The following is a 15,574-nucleotide window of genomic DNA, read 5'->3' as shown; positions in this document are numbered from 1 at the left end:
AGTCGGGATTAAAATCGGTCCCCGCATGGAACCTCTCAAACTCCCCTTTCTAAATTCTCAGACATTGTATTGGACCTTGAAGTCTTCTATGGATACTTTCAAGGAACATCCTGCTCAATTCTTTAAACCGGATGGTAAAACTTATAAATCCGTAAATTTTAAAGAGCTAGGAGATATAGTGACTAGGATCGGTCTGGGTCTTATTTCTATAGGAGTTAAAAAAGGAGAGAATGTTGGATTGATCGCCGATTCCGGGCACCGTTGGATTTGGGCGAGTATGGGGATTACGAATATCGGAAGCGTGGATGTGCCTAGAGGGACCGACTCCACACTCGAAGACCTGATCTATATTTTAAACCACTCAAAGGCAGAAGTTTGTTTTGCAGGAAATTCTGAAGTGGTCCGTAAGATCAGTTCTTCATTTGCTTCGTTTCCTCATTTAAAAACAGTTATTCTATTCGAATCTTCTCATCATTCAGAGCAGAGACATCCATTCAAACTTTTGCATCTAGACGATCTGATCTCTTTAGGAGACAGATGGATCCAAGAAAAAGGAGAACTAGAATTTCATTCAAGAGGAGAATCCATCCAAGAGTCCGATCTTGCCACAATCGTTTATACTTCAGGGACGACAGGTCGTCCTAAGGGAGTCATGCTTTCTCATAGGAACATAGTGTTTAACGTGAATATGTCTTTGGCTTTAGATGATGTGAGGATCACTCCGGAAGATAGGACCATGGCTTATCTTCCCCCTTGGCATATTGCAGAAAGATTAATTGAGACCGGATGTATTCGAGCGGGGGCCTCTGAGGCATTTACTTCCATTTCCAGTTTGGGACAAGATTTGCAGGACATTAAACCGACTTTCCTTCTTTCCGTTCCTAGAGTTTGGGAAAGTTTTTATAATAAAGTCCAAGACAAATTGAAAGACGCTTCTCCTGTAGCTAAATTTATTTTCAAAAGTTTCCAATCAGTCGCAAATTCTTACTATAAATATAAGAGCAGACTTTTGGGCCTGGAGCTCTCATTAAAACCTAGGTCTTTCTTTGGAGAGTTTTTTCATAGAATGAGCGGACTATTCGGTACATTCTTCTGGTTTGTTCCGAATATATTAGCTCAATTACTTTTTTCTAAAATACGAAAAAGTCTGGGTGGAAAATTGAAATTTGCGATCTCCGGAGCAGGAGCTCTTCCGGAATACATAGACAGATTTTTCAACTCTATCGGTATTCCGATCTTAGAAGGATACGGAATGACTGAAACGAGCGGAGCTTCCACGAGAAGAAGGCTAGATAGGATCACTGTCGGCACTTTGGGAAAATGTATCCCAGGCGTAGAGATCAAGATCTTAGATGAGAAAGGAGAAGAAATCCACGAACCTGGAGTGAAAGGGATTGCTTGGCATAAGGGTGGTCATATCATGCAGGGGTACTATTTAGATCCTGAAAAAACTGCTGAGACCATGAAAGACGGATGGTTAAATTCAGGGGACCTTCTTCTTTGGACCTCTCAAGGAGAATTAAAATACGCCGGAAGAGCCAAGGACACAATCGTACTTTTAGGTGGAGAAAATTTAGAACCGGAGCCGATCGAATTCGCTCTCACTCAAAGCGAATTGATCCTACAGGCAATGATAGTGGGTCACGACCAAAAAACGTTAAGTGCACTTTTAGTCCCGGATTGGGAAGCGTTAGACAAACAGTTGCGCGATTGGAAATCCAGATTATTACAAGAAATCGCAGACCCGAATTCCGATCCGGACGTCAGAGAATTGTTCAAAAAAGAAATTAAAGAGAGAGTATCCGCTAAAAATGGATTTAAAAATTTCGAAAAAGTATCCAATTTCTACCTCCTTCCGAAAAAATTCGAACCTGGAGACGAATTGACCATGACTATGAAGGTGAAGAGGAACGTTGTCTCGGATAAATATAAAACCCAAATAGATGAATTATTCAGATAAATCTCCATTCGACGTAACGAATCTGAGAAAGGATCGAATCCAAGATAAAGGAGATTTTATGCCGGTTTTGACCCAAACATTAAAGAATCGATTGTCCACGATACTTTCCGTTTTTTCGGCTCTTGTATTTTTGCAGACCTTATTTTTTAAATTCACAGGACAAGATGAGTCGGTTCACATCTTTTCCACTTTAGGAATAGAACCCTGGGGAAGGATCGGCACAGGCTCGGTCGAGTTTATCGTTGCGGCACTTCTAATTTTTCCACCGTCTAGATTTGTGGGAGCCTTAGTCGGTTTTGGACTGATGATAGGAGCGGTATTATCTCATATTTTATTTTTAGGGATAGTGGTGGATGATGACGGAGGTCTATTATTCGCAATGGCAGTGAGCGTACTTATCTCCTGCATTATTATTCTAAATCTAGAGTGGGACCACAGGCCTCCGACCTGAAAAATGTAATCGTTTTTTCATCTCAGAAATTTTTTAGAGAGTCGATCGGAGTCTCGAATCCGTTGACAATCTTGTGGGATTTCGTCTTATGGAAGTAAGGTATTATTCTACTAGATGAAATTTCGAAGAGGAAGACTTTACGATGCGTTTTTCATTTCGGACATCCATTATCTTCTGAATAAGAAGATCAAATCTCATAAGCACAAAGAGTTATTCCAACTTCTAGATCATTTGAATAAAAAAGAAGTCCGGTTTGATAATCTGTACCTTATCGGGGATATTATCGAAAACTGGTTTTTTAGCGCGGATAGAAGGTTACAAAGAGTTAAAGGCAAAAAAAGATTTAATAAACTTTTTGAACGCCTCGACAGGCTATCCTCCGGGAACGGCAAAAAATATTATGTAGTGGGAAACCACGACACTACTTCCTATTTGATGAGGTTGACTCCGAAGGTAGAACATTATCTAATCGAACGAGGTTGGATTATCTGTGAGAAGGCGGAGAATGAAACTCTGATCGCCATCCATGGTCACCAAGGCCAATATAATAAATTTACTTGGATGGGTTCCATTCTGGTCTTGAGGATACTTCATGTATTCGCATCCGCATTTCCCGCGATGTTCAAATTTTCCGAAAACTTCTACCATAAACATCTAAATAGACAAGATCCAAGCACTGTAGAAGAGACATTACACTATTACCAAAAACTTTCCAAGCTAACCCACCAAGATAAGAAGGTCTTGATCTCCGGGCATACCCATGACTTTTTATGTATCCCTAAAATGAATATTATCAATACCGGAGACTGGGTGAAGAGTAATAGTTTCGTAATCCAGGATGGTAAAAAATTTTCCGGAATTCGAATGATCGCAAGGAAAGAATTTAAAAAAGAATTCGTCTTAAATGTTTGATTGTTTTCTGCAATTGTCGCATCACACAAAGTATAGAATCCAGATCACTAAAAACTAATTTGCAATTTCTTGCCTGTCGGCTATACTTCGGCGCATGTCCGAAGAACTATTTACAGAATATCTAAACTTAATAGATGAGCACGCTTGGCTTTTCTGGTCGGGGATTGTTTTCCTTTTTTTACTCTGCGTTTTTATCCATGATATATTCCAGAAAAAACATACGATCAAACATAACTTTCCAATCGTAGGTCATATCAGATATCTATTCGAAAAAATAGGACCGGAACTACGACAATACTGGGTGGCAAATGATAAGGAGGAAATGCCTTTTAACAGGGCGGAAAGATCCTGGGTTTACGCAACAGCAAAGATGCAAAACAATAATTTCGGCTTTGGAACTACCGAATTATTATACGACGCCGGCTACCCTATCATCAAACATTCCGCATTCCCATTCTCCGACAGCAAAGCAAAGTTTATAGAAGGTGATAGTTCCATGATCCCTTCTCTCAAAGTAATGGGAGAATTCAGGAACAGAAAAAAATTATATAGACCTGCATCAATAGTCAATATCTCAGCTATGTCTTACGGGTCTCTGGGAGAAAGAGCAGTATCTTCCTTAAACAAGGGAGCAAAGATAGCGCGTTGCTATCATAATACAGGAGAAGGTGGACTTTCCCCTTATCATAACTTCGGCGCGGATGTTGTGTGGCAATTAGGCACAGGATATTTCGGCGCAAGAGACGAAAAAGGTAAATTTTCTTTGGATTCCTTTCTAAAACGTTTGGATGCGAATCCGAACGTAAGAGCGATAGAGATCAAACTTTCTCAAGGGGCAAAACCTGGAAAAGGAGGGATCTTGCCTGGAGCAAAAGTCACCAAAGAGATCGCAGAAATTAGAGGGATCAAACCCGGGCAAGATTGTATTTCGCCTAACGCACATACTGAATTTGACGACGTAAAAAGTCTGATCGAATTTATAGAAAAATTAGCATCCGTCTCCGGACTTCCGGTCGGGATCAAAAGTGCAGTGGGAGAATCTAAATTTTGGGAGGAACTGGCGAGTCGGATGAAAGAAACAGGACACGGACCCGATTTCATCACGATCGATGGAGGAGAAGGAGGAACAGGAGCGGCACCTTTAACGTTTACCGATCACGTTTCTCTTCCTTTTAAGGTGGGATTTGCAAGAGTATATAAGCTTTTTCAAAAGTACGAGATCGCAGACAGAGTGGTATGGATCGGAAGTGGAAAATTAGGCTTTCCTGATAGGGCCATAGTTGCATTCGCTATGGGTTGCGATCTCATCCATGTAGCAAGAGAGACTATGATGTCTATAGGTTGTATCCAAGCCCAAAAATGTCATACCGGACATTGCCCTGCCGGTGTGGCCACACAAAGTAAATGGTTACAAGGCGGTTTGGATGTAGAGTTAAAAGCAAAACGGGCTGCAAATTATATCAAAGGATTTAGAAAAGAATTATTATCCGTGGCTCATGCATGTGGATATGAACATCCTCTTCAATTCACCGGGAACGATATAGAGATCGGAGCGGGTCAAAATAAATTCAGGACCCTGACCGAAGTTTTGGAATACGAAAGAGTTCCCGTAAAATTCAGCACTATGATGGATTATACGAGTAATATCACTGCACTCGGTTAGTTTTTAAATCGCTTGCATTAGGTCGGGTCCTTGTAAATATTTGCGGGACCCGAATGAAACTGATCTCATCCTTTTTTCAAAATTTTTGGAGCTTCTTTCGTTCTCCTAAAGAAGAACTTCAAAAGAAAACGCCCTTCCCCGGATATCCGACCCTATTTATCCAAACTTCTATCCCGATCCTGATCGGATATTTTTTCGCACATCTTTCTTTTAAAGCTCTGGGATTACAGTATGTGTTCTTAGGCGGATCCATTCTGAATATGTTAACTCGGGTCATTCTACCGGACTTGTTTTTCGGGACTTTATACGCATTACTTTTTACCTCGATCTATCTCGGTGCAGGTGTAGGTGTCCTTTGGGGAATTTCTAAAATTTTCTCTTACCCATTTGAAACCAATAGAGGATTAGAATTAAGCTCCAAACTTTCTAATTCTTTTCTGATCTTGGGATTTCTGATATTCTTTGGTTTTACCGGGATTTTTGGATCTATAGTATATTTGATATTCTTTATATACTTTTCCTTCTTAGTCGTCTTAGTCCTATTTTACGGATTAGAAGCAGGGCAAAGGATCAGTATCGCTTTTGGTCTGATTATCGGACTGATCTCTTATGGGATTTTTTTCTTAAAAGATGATACACAAATGGACAATCTGACTCTTCCTACCCAGCCGGAAACGATGACACCGGAAGAAGAAAGAGAGAGAATAGAAGAAGCGGAAGACGTAATCCGAAAATTAGAAGAAGCCCGGAAAGAAAAGGGCTATAAAGACTGAAGTATATTCAAAAAGGATAAATAATGGCAAGAGTTCAATTGGATCTACCCGAAAAATTGGCATGGTCCACTAGCTTAAATATCAGGATTTATGATACAAATTTTGCAGCGCATTTAGCTCATGATAAGGTGGTCTCCCTCTTACATGAATCCAGAGCTAGGTTATTCAAAGAGAAAGGATTTTCGGAACTAGATGTAAACGGATACGGGATCATTCTTACAGATCTAGTAGTAGAATATAAAGCAGAGGCTTTTTTCGGGGACCAAGTCCGAGTAGAGATCGGAGCTGGGGATTTTAGCGCAAAAGGTTGCGATCTATATTATAGAATGACCCATACTGACGGACCGATTAACGGCAAAATTGTATGTAATGCAAAAACAGGACTCGTGTTTATGGATTATTCTACTCGAACAGTTAGCAATATTCCGGATGTTTTTAAATCTTGGTTTTGAAGAAAAGGCCTAAAACAAAGTATATTACTTTTCATTAATAGCATTAAAGATTCATAAGTAAGTTCGAATTTCTTAGTTTGGCTTTTTCTTTTTGTCCGAATGGTAAGTCAATGCGAACGAAATACATTGTTTTAATTCTTTTTCCGGAAGTTTAGTATTTTCAGAAAATATAATACTTCTATTTCCTTCGAAATGAAATGTTTTAGGATATAATTTCCTAAATCTGGAGATCAGATCTGTTTGGCAATGAAAGAAGATCGCATATTCTTTCGATTCCCCTTTTAATGCGTCTATTCGGATCGTAGTCCCACTTTTGGATTCCGGAGTGATATAACTGGGTTGTCCCCATTTTAGAACTTCTTCGATCCTGCCTACTTCTTGGATCTCTTTCGCAGTTTCGAATATAAGTTCTCTTAAACGGAATAATTTCTCTCGTACAGCAGGAGAATAGTTTGAGAATGTTTCAGCCACATCTGAATTAGTGAATTTTTGAATACCTTTCTTTTTTTGAGTCATGAATTCTTCTCGGGTTGCCCGTTGTAGGAGCTCCTACATCCCAATATTCTAAATACTAACCGCGCAGGCCTGTGCACATCTGATCCCATCCATCGCCGCGGATACGATCCCGCCTGCATATCCGGCTCCTTCTCCGCAAGGATATAAACCTTTGATACGAATATGTTCCAAAGTTTCCGGATCCCTGGGAATACTAACAGGAGAAGAAGTCCTAGTCTCAGGAGCATGAACCACAGCTTCGTTAGTTAGATATCCTTTCATTGATTTATTAAATTCTTTGAATCCATCTTGCAATGCCTTCATTACAAATTTAGGAAGAACGTTAGAAAGATCCGCTGAAATAATCCCAGGTGGATAAGAAGTTTTAGGAAGATCGGAAGAAATTTTACCTTCTACAAAATCAGCAAGTCTTGTAGCCGGAGCAGTCTGGGTTTTTCCTCCGGCAATCCAAGCCTTTTGTTCTATCTCTCTTTGGAATTCCATCGCAGCCAAAGGTCCAAACTTTTGGAAAGGAAGAAAATCCTCTTGCCGAAGTTCGACAACAATCCCTGAATTCGCCGTTGGTCTCGCTCTTTTGGAAGAAGACCATCCGTTAGTCACAATCTCCCCTGGTTTTGTAGCACAGGCTGCGATCACTCCTCCGGGACACATACAAAAAGAATACACTCCTCTTCCCTGGATCTGTTTTACGATACTATAAGGAGAAGGGGGAAGATAAGGTCCTCTATCCGCGCAGCTGTATTGAATGGAGTCTATTAAGGATTGTTTATGTTCTACCCTGACTCCAACTGCGAGCGGTTTTAAATGGATCTCTATTCCTTTATGATGTAATAATTCGAATATATCCCTAGCAGAATGCCCTGTTGCCAAAATCACTTTGTCGGAAAGAAAACGATCCCCATTCTTCGTGATAACACCTTTTATAGAATTTCCTTCTAAGATGAGATCAGTCACTCTTTGGTTGAAATGAACTTCTCCACCTCTTTCTTGGATCGTTTCCCTCATTTTGCGAACAATGCTTGGAAGTTTGTTGGTCCCTATATGAGGATGAGCCTCTATTAGAATATTAGAATTTGCTCCAAAACCTACAAGCAATTCTAAAATACGACGGACATTCCCTCTTTTTTTGGACCTAGTATAAAGTTTACCGTCGGAATAAGTACCCGCTCCACCTTCCCCAAAACAATAATTGGAATCCTCATCTACGATATGATGCGCATTGATATTCTGAAGATCTTTCGGTCTTGATTTAACATCCTTTCCTCTTTCCAGAACGATAGGTCTTAAACCGGATTGGATCAATTCTAATGCGGAGAATAGACCAGCAGGTCCCGCACCGATAACGATCACTTCTTTTGAATTTCCGACATTCGGATAGTCAGGTAGATGGATCTGCTCCGCGACAAATTCTTCGTTAATATAAACTCGAACTTTGAGATTGACGAAGACAGTTTTTTGTCTAGCGTCGATAGAATGATTTAAGACCTCGATATGTTTTATATCCGACAAAGAGATCTTTTTGGATTTGGAAATATATTCTGTGAGCAGATCCGATTGTTCGGCGATCTCAGGCAAAAGCCTAAGTTCTAATTCTTGGGTCATAGTTCAGGACCAAAAGTTTTAGGATTTGTATGTAATGGAGTTAAAAAAGAAAGGAAGATTGAGGCAAGAAATTTTAAGGAGAACTTGGAATAAATCGGAGGGCAATATTAACGAAAATGAAGATTCCGGAGGAAGATCAAAATTAGAATCGCAAAAATCCTAGATTTATCACTAAGTTGGTAAACCAGGCAGATCCTTGAAAGTAACGGAGCGACAAAAGAAAAAATTCGTAAAGTCCCTGAAACAGGCAAGGATCGAAGCGGGACTGAGCCAATCAGAGGTCGCCCAAAAGATCGGAACCAGTCAAAGTTTCATTTCTAAAGTAGAATCCGGAAAAATATCTTTAGAAGTAGAAATATTCTTAAAGTTGTATCAATTATACGATAAACCAGCGATGTATTTCTTCTCGGCATTCTCTCAAAAGTAAAAACTTATTTTTGGACTTCTCCCCTATTCTTAATAAACTTTTGGATAATTTCGAGTTGTGAGTCGGAAACAAATAGATCGATCGCGTCATTCGCGCTATACAATCTATATTGAAGTGATTTCGCAGAAAGAATATCGTTCTCCATTTCTTTCGTAAAAGTCAATTTACCGGAAAGAATATTAGTAGTTAAGGTAGAAGTTCTGGTACTAGTCGCAGGAACAGCACTGTAGCCATATCCGAAACCGATCCCGGGTCCCATATTTGCTGGAACCTGAGTGCGAACAGTCACTTGATTTGTTGAATAATTAGAGTCGGATAAAAATAGTTTCGTAGATTTACGATCAATTTTTATGTAAGCCTCAGGTCCAAGAGCGGCAAGAGTTTCAGAACCCTGGATCCTAATAATTAAAGTGATCTGGGAAATCACCCCGTTCTTAATTTCTTTAGCATATTGACCGCCGTAAGAATAAACACTTTTGTTCGGGTTGTCCACCTTAGCTTCATGATCCATATCCATTTTGACGACTATAATATCTCTAAAAGGATCTTGGACAACTTGTATCGTTGTACCACAACCAACACATAAGAATAGAAAATAGAATATTAAGGATTTATACTTCAAATCGGTAGAACAGTCACGATGCAAATTTTTCATTTCATAGATTATCTACATCGTGACTTCTCAATTTATTTCTGTAAAGGAGTGATTTCTCTCAGTTTAGGAAATCTGAGATACAAGCCAGCCCATAGAATAATTCCCAAATAAATCGGAAATAGAATATGAGAGCCTAAAGGATTTAAGACACGAACATGCGTAGCAACAGCGCCACCTAAATAACCAGTGAGCAAGGTCGCTCCTAGCACTGCAGTTCTAGGAAAAGCATATAACAAAGTGCTTACGATCAGAACAGTTCCCAAGTAAGGCATTACTTCAGGTGGATAGCCAAGTTTAGCTCCTTCTGCTTGAGCTTCCGGCGGAAGTTTGTCTAAGAAAAATTTTATTACTCCATCAAAGAGCAGAAAAAGTATAACTAACCCGCTAAGTACTCGACCGGTCCAAAGCTGGCCTTTCGAAACATTTTCAGATCCCATTCTATATTTCCTCCAAATGAGAGGGCAATTTTGGAATCTTCAGTGGAAAAATTCAAGAATTTTAAATCGATTCTGCGATGATCAAAATTGTCACAAAGACGACCACTCAACACCGACGGATCTTGGAAATTATTTCTTTTTTGTTTTTTTAGGGACCTTCTTCTTAAATTCGCCAACTCTGAATTTTACAATCTTACGGACCAGATCAAAAGGTAATGGTTGATCGATCGGAAATTGAACGGAACCCTTTGCATTTTTATATTTATCAATTTCTTTCTTAAATTTAGAGATGCCGCTTGCCCCAGGATAAAAACCGATATGGTTTTTATAAGCAGCAAAATGTACCAGATTCCCGTTTAGATAGAAAGTCGGGATCTGATAACTGATCTTCCCACTTGCTTCCGGAGCCTCCTCTTGGATCACTTTTCTAAGTTCCTGAAGAATGGACTGAACCTCTTTCGGAAAAGTTTTGATGTACTCGTCAATCGATTTGAATGCGCTTTTTGTCTTATCCATATATGAATTATTATTCGAAATAGTTTCGATGCTCATGTAACTCTTATAAGTTGAATTTATTCTTTTTAAGATATTGTGAATTTTGCCGGACCACTTCTACAAGTCTTTTTGGGGCAACACCACAATAAGAAACGACTAACATATCTTTGAATAAAGCCAAATCGGTTGATTTCATTTCAACGCAAGTCCATCCCTGCTGCCCCCATTTATTTTCTATCGGATAAACGGAACCCTTCGATGCTGCGGAGAAAAAGTCCTGGTCGTTCTGATCAAACTTAAGAACAATCTTCTTATTCTCCTGATCAACTGTTGCAAAAATTTTCTTACTCACTCTGAAAGAAATCTTTTCGAAATGAGGTTCTTCTTTTGCTTCGGGAAGAGCTAATGCAAGTTTTCTTACTTTGTCTAAGGTTATCATTGAGGTTATTCGCTCACAAGTCCATAATCGATTTTTCAACAAAACGACATTAAATGATGCCGAAAATGCTTTCCTATACAGTACGAAATCTGTTAGATTCCCTAAAATGGACTCAAAACAAATCACCATTCAATCTACGATTGCAGCAGACACTAAGAAAGTCTGGGACTACTACACTGACCCTCAGCATATTATCAAATGGAATTTTGCAACCGACGATTGGCAATGTCCTTGGGCAAAGAATGACATGAGACCAGGCGGTAAGTATAGCGCGAGAATGGAAGCTAAAGATGGGAGTTTTGGCTTCGAGTTTGAAGCAATTTACGACACAGTCGTCGATCAGGAAAATTTTAGTTATACGATGGGAGATGGCAGGAAGGCAACGGTCAACTTTGAGAATAAAGATAATATAACTCTTGTAACGGTAAGTTTCGATCCTGAATCACAAAATCCAGTTGAGATGCAAAGAGGTGGTTGGCAGGCAATACTTGATAACTTTAGAAAGTATACTGAGGCTAATTAACTCGACTTAGTTTGTAGTTCGAACTTACTATCAAAGGCAGCATATATTTGGTTGAATACTTGCTGCCTTTTCATTATGATATAGTTATTGACCTGCCGGTGGCTGCCATAGCTCAACCTTGTTTCCTTCCGGATCCATAACCCAGCCGAATATTCCATATTCGGATTCTTCCACCTTCTCCAACACTTGACAACCTTCTTCTCGAAGAACTTTCAAGAGCCCATGTAGATCCTCTACTCGATAGTTAACCATAAAGGTAGAATTACTCGGTGCGAAATAAGAACCATCTCCAACTGACCAAGCAGTCGTACCATTTGTAGGATTACCCGAAGCATCAGCCCAACGAAATGCTGCGCCACCCCAACTCTGGACATCTATGCCCAAATGAGTTTTGTACCAGGAACCTAATTTTGCAGGATCCTTAGCACTGAAAAAGATCCCACCGATACCTGTAACTCGTTTCATTGATGACCTCCAACACTAAGTTTGTCCGATCCTATACATACTAGGCCTATCCGCATAACAAAATTTGTGTCCCGATCAGTAAGATATTCGTGACGAAGACAACAGAAGATCGTTGCTAAATGATATTGACTTGTAAGAATTTTCTTCTTAAAATTGCGCGCAATAAACTATACAAGGAACTTCGCTATGAGAAAAATTATTGTACTCGAATTCCTAACTCTCGATGGAGTCATACAAGCCCCAGGCGGGCCTGAAGAAGATACTAGTAACGGCTTTGCATATGGCGGATGGCAGGTTCCGATTTTTGATGATCTTACTGGAACAGTCATGGAGAAGCAGATGAACGTACCATTTGATCTGCTATTAGGACGCAAGACCTTTGATATTTGGGCACCCTACTGGCCGAAACATTCTGACTTTTGGCCTCCAGTAATGAAAGCAACGAAATACGTTGCCTCGAATACTCTGACTTCTAGTGAATGGAAGCCCTCCGTATTTTTAAGCGGAGACATTGTAGAAAAAATCCGCAAACTCAAGCAAGAAGAAGGACCAGACTTACACGTTTACGGAAGTGCAAACCTCGTTCAGACACTCATGAAACATGATTTAGTTGATGAGTTCTGGCTAAAAATATACCCTCTAACATTGGGCAGTGGGAAAAAATTATTTGTAGATGGTGCAATCCCAGCAATGTTCAAAGTGACTGAAAGCCAAATCTCTCCGAATGGAGTCATTATTGCGAATTATAAGCGTGCAGGAAAGGTCGAGACTGGAAGTTTTTAAAAGAGATATTGAGCTGCCCTAGACTAATAGGCAGTATATGATGATTACTTATTTTTTTAATTGAGCCAACAACGAAATCAGATTCTTCCTATCAACTGCTGACATTCCTCGATATAAACGTGCATTCATTTTTCTGCCCGCACGAATTATTTTCAAACGTGTATTTTTTCCGGAAGTCGTTAGTCTAACCTGGGACTCTCTTGCGTCGATGGATGAGCGCTCTTGAATCGCAAGATTTAAATCGATCAGCTTTTGTACTAACGGGGTAACGCTAGACTGGTCTCTAAAAATCTGTTTTGCTATTTCTTTCATAGATTGCGGACGATCGCTTTTGAGAGCACAAAGAACAGCACCCATCGCAGGGGTAATATTCGTCAGTCCGAAACGTAAATAATCTTTTTTCACTTCGTCTAAAATTTGATCTCGTAATACCGTAATTAAGACTAACAGTCTGTCTTGTTTCATTCTTTTTCCATTCTCCTTAACTGCTCATACTGAACAGTTTTATATATCAAAATATTACTTTGAATACCAAGCAATATTCTCAATCAACGAGAAAGTTTCTATAATTTATTCTTTACAATGACGGTTAACCGTTTTTTAGCTTAATTGAGAATTTTTAGAATGCTTTGAATGCCAAGCATTTTGGAGGTGAATTTGTCTTCAGATAATACGCTCAAACGGATCACTTATATAATATTCGCTTTGATTTCTTATATGATCTACCTTTTTGCTATGACGGTTTTTATTCTCAGATTACTTGATGCCACTCAATTCTTGAAGGTCATTGCAATCGAATTTCAGATCGAGTTAGTATGGTCGATTTATTTAGATATTGCTTTAATAGCAATGTTTGGGATCCCGCATAGCGTTATGGCTAGGGCTGGTTTCAAAAAATATTTTAGTCGAATAATACCCTTGCCGATCGAGAGAAGTTTTTACGTTCTCATATCTAGTATTACTTTGATCGCACTTTCATGTCTATGGCAACCGATCAATTTTGAGATTTGGAATATTAAAACTAACTTCTGGATGTATGTGATCCATTTCATTTTTTTAATAGGGATCCTCTTGGCAGTTGTCTCTACTTTTTTGATTGATCACTTTGAACTTTTTGGACTAAAGCAAGCCTGGAATTATCTTATAAAAACCGAACCACACGCTGCGGAGTTCGTTACACCTTCACTTTATAAGTTAGTGCGCCATCCAATGATGCTCGGAATAATTTTGGTTCTATGGAGTACGCCGGTTATGAATATAGGCCATCTCATTCTCTCTTCAGGCCTGACACTTTACATCATTATAGGAACATTCTTCGAAGAAAGAGATTTGGTCCATATATTTGGAGAGAAGTATCTGCAATATAAACGAGCAGTTCCTATACTTTTACCTTTTATTAAGCTAAAGCAAAATATTAAATCGGAGAAAGAAATATGAAAGTTGATAATACAGTATTGTCCCAAAGATTCTGTGGTCCACCAAAAACAGGTAACGGTGGTTTTACTGCGGGCATTTTGGTTGAAGCAGTAAGAACAAATGCAGCTGAAATACGTTTATTAAATCCAACTCCTGTTGAGACATCCATTATTATAGAATCCGAAAAAGGACAACGAGGAGCAATCTACGACGACTCGAAGAAAGTTCTAGCAACACTGAAATCAATTACGTACGAGGATTTTCCTGAATATAAATTACCTTTAGTTCCCGATTTGGACGATACAAAAAAGATCTCAGCCTTTTATCCGGGATTTACAACTCATCCATTTCCAACATGTTTTGTATGCGGTCCAAAGCGAGAAATAAGCGATGGAATGAGAATATTTGTCGGCCCAGCTCCCGAACAAATAGGATTTGAAAATCTTATGGCAGGACATTGGCTTCCAGACGAAACGGTTGCATCGGAGAATGGCCTTGTTAGAGACGCGGCGATTTGGGGTGCTTTGGACTGTCCCGGTGGATTTTCGGCTGTATTAGATGAGCCTCAGTTAATCGTATTAAGCAAAATACGAGGTAAGATTATAGAGCGTCCGAAAATCGGAGAAAACTATACAGTGGTGAGCTGGCGACTGCAGAAGATGTCAAGAGCCTTTAAGGTCATGACTGCTATTTTTAAATCTGACTCAAAAAGATTAATGGCAATCGCAGAAGCACTTTGGTTGGCTCCGAGAAATTGGGACACTACAAATCAAGACTGGTAATTTTGGGTTGGAATAAAAATTACGAAAGTAGCGGAAGCAAAAAGTTAGCTGATAGGAAAAGCGTTTATACTGATAGCTTAAATAGTCGAATTGTATATAGCAACATCCATAACATTAACAATAAACCTCCCGGCATAGCAAGAAACACCGCTACATTCTTAATACCAAAGTTAAAGTTAATCAGGATGATATAAATTAACATGAATACGCTACCAACTATTCCTATCCATGCATTTAACTTTCCAAATACTTTGCTTTTCAACATAACTATTGACATTAGTACATTTGCTAATGTAGGAATAAAGAAACCCAGGAATACAGAGGGACTTCCATGTTTTCCTTGCGCAAGCAGTGCCTCTCCGGCTGCTGAATACAATAACCGTTGAGATTCGTTATTCGTATTAAAATATTTTTCACTCAATTCCAACATCGACAATGCAACATTAGCTGATACCATGATACTTGTTCCAAAAGTGAAAAGAACAAAAGCGAATAAACTAAAAGCAAAATCCCTTCCTCTCTGGGCAAAGAATAATGCGAAGTAAGAAGGAATTAATAATATTTGAATAATTATATTCAATAAATCGAGATTATATAGGCCCAAAACTGTATTTGAATGCAGTTCATTAAATCTATCGACAGCAGTTTGAGATAACTTCAATAAACCACCCCCATTAAAACTTCCTACTATAATATCTATTGAAATACCTAGTAGGGCGAATATGCTAAAAAACGCTCCAAATAATAATATACTTTTGCTTTTTCTTTCGCCTAACAATCAAAGTTCTCCGATATTTTGAAGTTTCAATCGAGATCATCGCGG

At 39.1% G+C, this 15,574-nt stretch carries 20 protein-coding genes; 11 read left to right on the top strand and 9 right to left on the bottom strand.

Annotation, left to right across the window (positions count from 1 at the left end; all coding sequences use genetic code 11):
- Nucleotides 1-25: 25 nt before the first annotated feature.
- From CH352_RS12015 to CH352_RS11990, 6 genes are all read left to right on the top strand, one after another.
- Complete coding sequence (locus CH352_RS12015) at nt 26-1,960, top strand: AMP-dependent synthetase/ligase (RefSeq protein ID WP_100707547.1); 1,935 nt, start codon at nt 26-28, stop codon at nt 1,958-1,960.
- A gap of 58 nt (nt 1,961-2,018) precedes the next feature.
- The gene (locus CH352_RS12010; RefSeq protein ID WP_207766708.1) at nt 2,019-2,411 is read left to right on the top strand and encodes a DoxX family protein; all 393 of its coding nucleotides are present in this window, start codon (nt 2,019-2,021) and stop codon (nt 2,409-2,411) included.
- A gap of 114 nt (nt 2,412-2,525) precedes the next feature.
- Nucleotides 2,526-3,323, top strand: a complete 798-nt coding sequence (locus tag CH352_RS12005) for a UDP-2,3-diacylglucosamine diphosphatase (protein WP_100707549.1) — start codon at nt 2,526-2,528, stop codon at nt 3,321-3,323.
- A gap of 94 nt (nt 3,324-3,417) precedes the next feature.
- On the top strand, nt 3,418-4,986 hold the full coding sequence (locus CH352_RS12000; protein WP_100707550.1) for an FMN-binding glutamate synthase family protein: 1,569 nt from the start codon (nt 3,418-3,420) through the stop codon (nt 4,984-4,986).
- Nucleotides 4,987-5,039: 53 nt separating this feature from the next.
- Nucleotides 5,040-5,759: a hypothetical protein gene (locus CH352_RS11995; RefSeq protein WP_100707551.1), complete on the top strand. Its 720-nt coding sequence runs from the start codon at nt 5,040-5,042 to the stop codon at nt 5,757-5,759.
- Nucleotides 5,760-5,782: 23 nt separating this feature from the next.
- Nucleotides 5,783-6,211, top strand: coding sequence for an acyl-CoA thioesterase (locus CH352_RS11990; RefSeq protein WP_100707552.1), 429 nt, complete (start codon nt 5,783-5,785; stop codon nt 6,209-6,211).
- A 72-nt stretch (nt 6,212-6,283) separates the two neighbouring features.
- Here the strand turns inward: CH352_RS11990 and CH352_RS11985 are convergent, their stop codons facing one another.
- Nucleotides 6,284-6,727, bottom strand: a complete 444-nt coding sequence (locus CH352_RS11985; protein WP_100707553.1) for a DUF1801 domain-containing protein — start codon at nt 6,725-6,727, stop codon at nt 6,284-6,286.
- A gap of 48 nt (nt 6,728-6,775) precedes the next feature.
- Nucleotides 6,776-8,329, bottom strand: coding sequence for an NAD(P)/FAD-dependent oxidoreductase (locus tag CH352_RS11980; protein WP_100707554.1), 1,554 nt, complete (start codon nt 8,327-8,329; stop codon nt 6,776-6,778).
- A 196-nt stretch (nt 8,330-8,525) separates the two neighbouring features.
- Between CH352_RS11980 and CH352_RS11975 the strand changes: the two genes are divergently transcribed.
- Nucleotides 8,526-8,756, top strand: coding sequence for a helix-turn-helix domain-containing protein (locus tag CH352_RS11975; protein ID WP_100707555.1), 231 nt, complete (start codon nt 8,526-8,528; stop codon nt 8,754-8,756).
- Nucleotides 8,757-8,760: 4 nt separating this feature from the next.
- Here CH352_RS11975 and CH352_RS11970 read toward each other — a convergent pair whose 3' ends face one another.
- The 4 genes from CH352_RS11970 to CH352_RS11955 form a co-directional block, all read right to left on the bottom strand.
- Nucleotides 8,761-9,411, bottom strand: a complete 651-nt coding sequence (locus tag CH352_RS11970) for a hypothetical protein (protein WP_243396378.1) — start codon at nt 9,409-9,411, stop codon at nt 8,761-8,763.
- A 32-nt stretch (nt 9,412-9,443) separates the two neighbouring features.
- Complete coding sequence (locus tag CH352_RS11965) at nt 9,444-9,848, bottom strand: DoxX family protein (protein ID WP_100707557.1); 405 nt, start codon at nt 9,846-9,848, stop codon at nt 9,444-9,446.
- A gap of 129 nt (nt 9,849-9,977) precedes the next feature.
- On the bottom strand, nt 9,978-10,364 hold the full coding sequence (locus CH352_RS11960; protein WP_100707558.1) for an iron chaperone: 387 nt from the start codon (nt 10,362-10,364) through the stop codon (nt 9,978-9,980).
- Between the two features lie 43 nt (nt 10,365-10,407).
- On the bottom strand, nt 10,408-10,782 hold the full coding sequence (locus tag CH352_RS11955) for an MmcQ/YjbR family DNA-binding protein (protein WP_100707559.1): 375 nt from the start codon (nt 10,780-10,782) through the stop codon (nt 10,408-10,410).
- Nucleotides 10,783-10,888: 106 nt separating this feature from the next.
- Between CH352_RS11955 and CH352_RS11950 the strand changes: the two genes are divergently transcribed.
- Entirely contained in the window at nt 10,889-11,305 is a 417-nt protein-coding gene (locus CH352_RS11950) for an SRPBCC family protein (protein WP_100707560.1), read from the top strand.
- Nucleotides 11,306-11,389: 84 nt separating this feature from the next.
- Here the strand turns inward: CH352_RS11950 and CH352_RS11945 are convergent, their stop codons facing one another.
- On the bottom strand, nt 11,390-11,770 hold the full coding sequence (locus tag CH352_RS11945) for a VOC family protein (RefSeq protein WP_100707561.1): 381 nt from the start codon (nt 11,768-11,770) through the stop codon (nt 11,390-11,392).
- Between the two features lie 186 nt (nt 11,771-11,956).
- Here CH352_RS11945 and CH352_RS11940 point away from each other — a divergent pair, with 186 nt between their 5' ends.
- Entirely contained in the window at nt 11,957-12,553 is a 597-nt protein-coding gene (locus CH352_RS11940; protein ID WP_100707562.1) for a dihydrofolate reductase family protein, read from the top strand.
- A gap of 48 nt (nt 12,554-12,601) precedes the next feature.
- Here the strand turns inward: CH352_RS11940 and CH352_RS11935 are convergent, their stop codons facing one another.
- Nucleotides 12,602-13,018: a MarR family winged helix-turn-helix transcriptional regulator gene (locus CH352_RS11935; protein ID WP_100707563.1), complete on the bottom strand. Its 417-nt coding sequence runs from the start codon at nt 13,016-13,018 to the stop codon at nt 12,602-12,604.
- 186 nt (nt 13,019-13,204) lie between these two features.
- On the opposite strand from CH352_RS11935, the gene CH352_RS11930 reads away from it, so the two are divergent.
- Both CH352_RS11930 and CH352_RS11925 read left to right on the top strand, forming a co-directional pair.
- Nucleotides 13,205-13,990: a methyltransferase family protein gene (locus tag CH352_RS11930; protein ID WP_243396383.1), complete on the top strand. Its 786-nt coding sequence runs from the start codon at nt 13,205-13,207 to the stop codon at nt 13,988-13,990.
- Nucleotides 13,987-14,751, top strand: a complete 765-nt coding sequence (locus CH352_RS11925) for a hypothetical protein (RefSeq protein WP_100707565.1) — start codon at nt 13,987-13,989, stop codon at nt 14,749-14,751. Before CH352_RS11930 ends, CH352_RS11925 begins: the two co-directional genes overlap by 4 nt.
- 64 nt (nt 14,752-14,815) lie before the next feature.
- Here CH352_RS11925 and CH352_RS11920 read toward each other — a convergent pair whose 3' ends face one another.
- Complete coding sequence (locus tag CH352_RS11920) at nt 14,816-15,529, bottom strand: hypothetical protein (protein WP_100707566.1); 714 nt, start codon at nt 15,527-15,529, stop codon at nt 14,816-14,818.
- Between the last annotated feature and the right edge of the window lie 45 nt (nt 15,530-15,574).

The organism is Leptospira hartskeerlii, assembly GCF_002811475.1.
GTDB classification, from domain to species: domain Bacteria; phylum Spirochaetota; class Leptospiria; order Leptospirales; family Leptospiraceae; genus Leptospira_B; species Leptospira_B hartskeerlii.
Note: the sequence above shows the minus strand (reverse complement) of the source record. Positions and strands in the feature narration are given on the sequence as shown.

Coding starts and splice junctions, on each gene's coding strand:
- CH352_RS12015 (WP_100707547.1), top strand. CDS start 26: ATGGAACCTCTCAAACTCCCCTTTCTAAATTCTCAGACATTGTATTGG.
- CH352_RS12010 (WP_207766708.1), top strand. CDS start 2,019: ATGCCGGTTTTGACCCAAACATTAAAGAATCGATTGTCCACGATACTT.
- CH352_RS12005 (WP_100707549.1), top strand. CDS start 2,526: ATGAAATTTCGAAGAGGAAGACTTTACGATGCGTTTTTCATTTCGGAC.
- CH352_RS12000 (WP_100707550.1), top strand. CDS start 3,418: ATGTCCGAAGAACTATTTACAGAATATCTAAACTTAATAGATGAGCAC.
- CH352_RS11995 (WP_100707551.1), top strand. CDS start 5,040: ATGAAACTGATCTCATCCTTTTTTCAAAATTTTTGGAGCTTCTTTCGT.
- CH352_RS11990 (WP_100707552.1), top strand. CDS start 5,783: ATGGCAAGAGTTCAATTGGATCTACCCGAAAAATTGGCATGGTCCACT.
- CH352_RS11985 (WP_100707553.1), bottom strand. CDS start 6,727: ATGACTCAAAAAAAGAAAGGTATTCAAAAATTCACTAATTCAGATGTG.
- CH352_RS11980 (WP_100707554.1), bottom strand. CDS start 8,329: ATGACCCAAGAATTAGAACTTAGGCTTTTGCCTGAGATCGCCGAACAA.
- CH352_RS11970 (WP_243396378.1), bottom strand. CDS start 9,411: ATGAAAAATTTGCATCGTGACTGTTCTACCGATTTGAAGTATAAATCC.
- CH352_RS11965 (WP_100707557.1), bottom strand. CDS start 9,848: ATGGGATCTGAAAATGTTTCGAAAGGCCAGCTTTGGACCGGTCGAGTA.
- CH352_RS11960 (WP_100707558.1), bottom strand. CDS start 10,364: ATGGATAAGACAAAAAGCGCATTCAAATCGATTGACGAGTACATCAAA.
- CH352_RS11955 (WP_100707559.1), bottom strand. CDS start 10,782: ATGATAACCTTAGACAAAGTAAGAAAACTTGCATTAGCTCTTCCCGAA.
- CH352_RS11950 (WP_100707560.1), top strand. CDS start 10,889: ATGGACTCAAAACAAATCACCATTCAATCTACGATTGCAGCAGACACT.
- CH352_RS11945 (WP_100707561.1), bottom strand. CDS start 11,770: ATGAAACGAGTTACAGGTATCGGTGGGATCTTTTTCAGTGCTAAGGAT.
- CH352_RS11940 (WP_100707562.1), top strand. CDS start 11,957: ATGAGAAAAATTATTGTACTCGAATTCCTAACTCTCGATGGAGTCATA.
- CH352_RS11935 (WP_100707563.1), bottom strand. CDS start 13,018: ATGAAACAAGACAGACTGTTAGTCTTAATTACGGTATTACGAGATCAA.
- CH352_RS11925 (WP_100707565.1), top strand. CDS start 13,987: ATGAAAGTTGATAATACAGTATTGTCCCAAAGATTCTGTGGTCCACCA.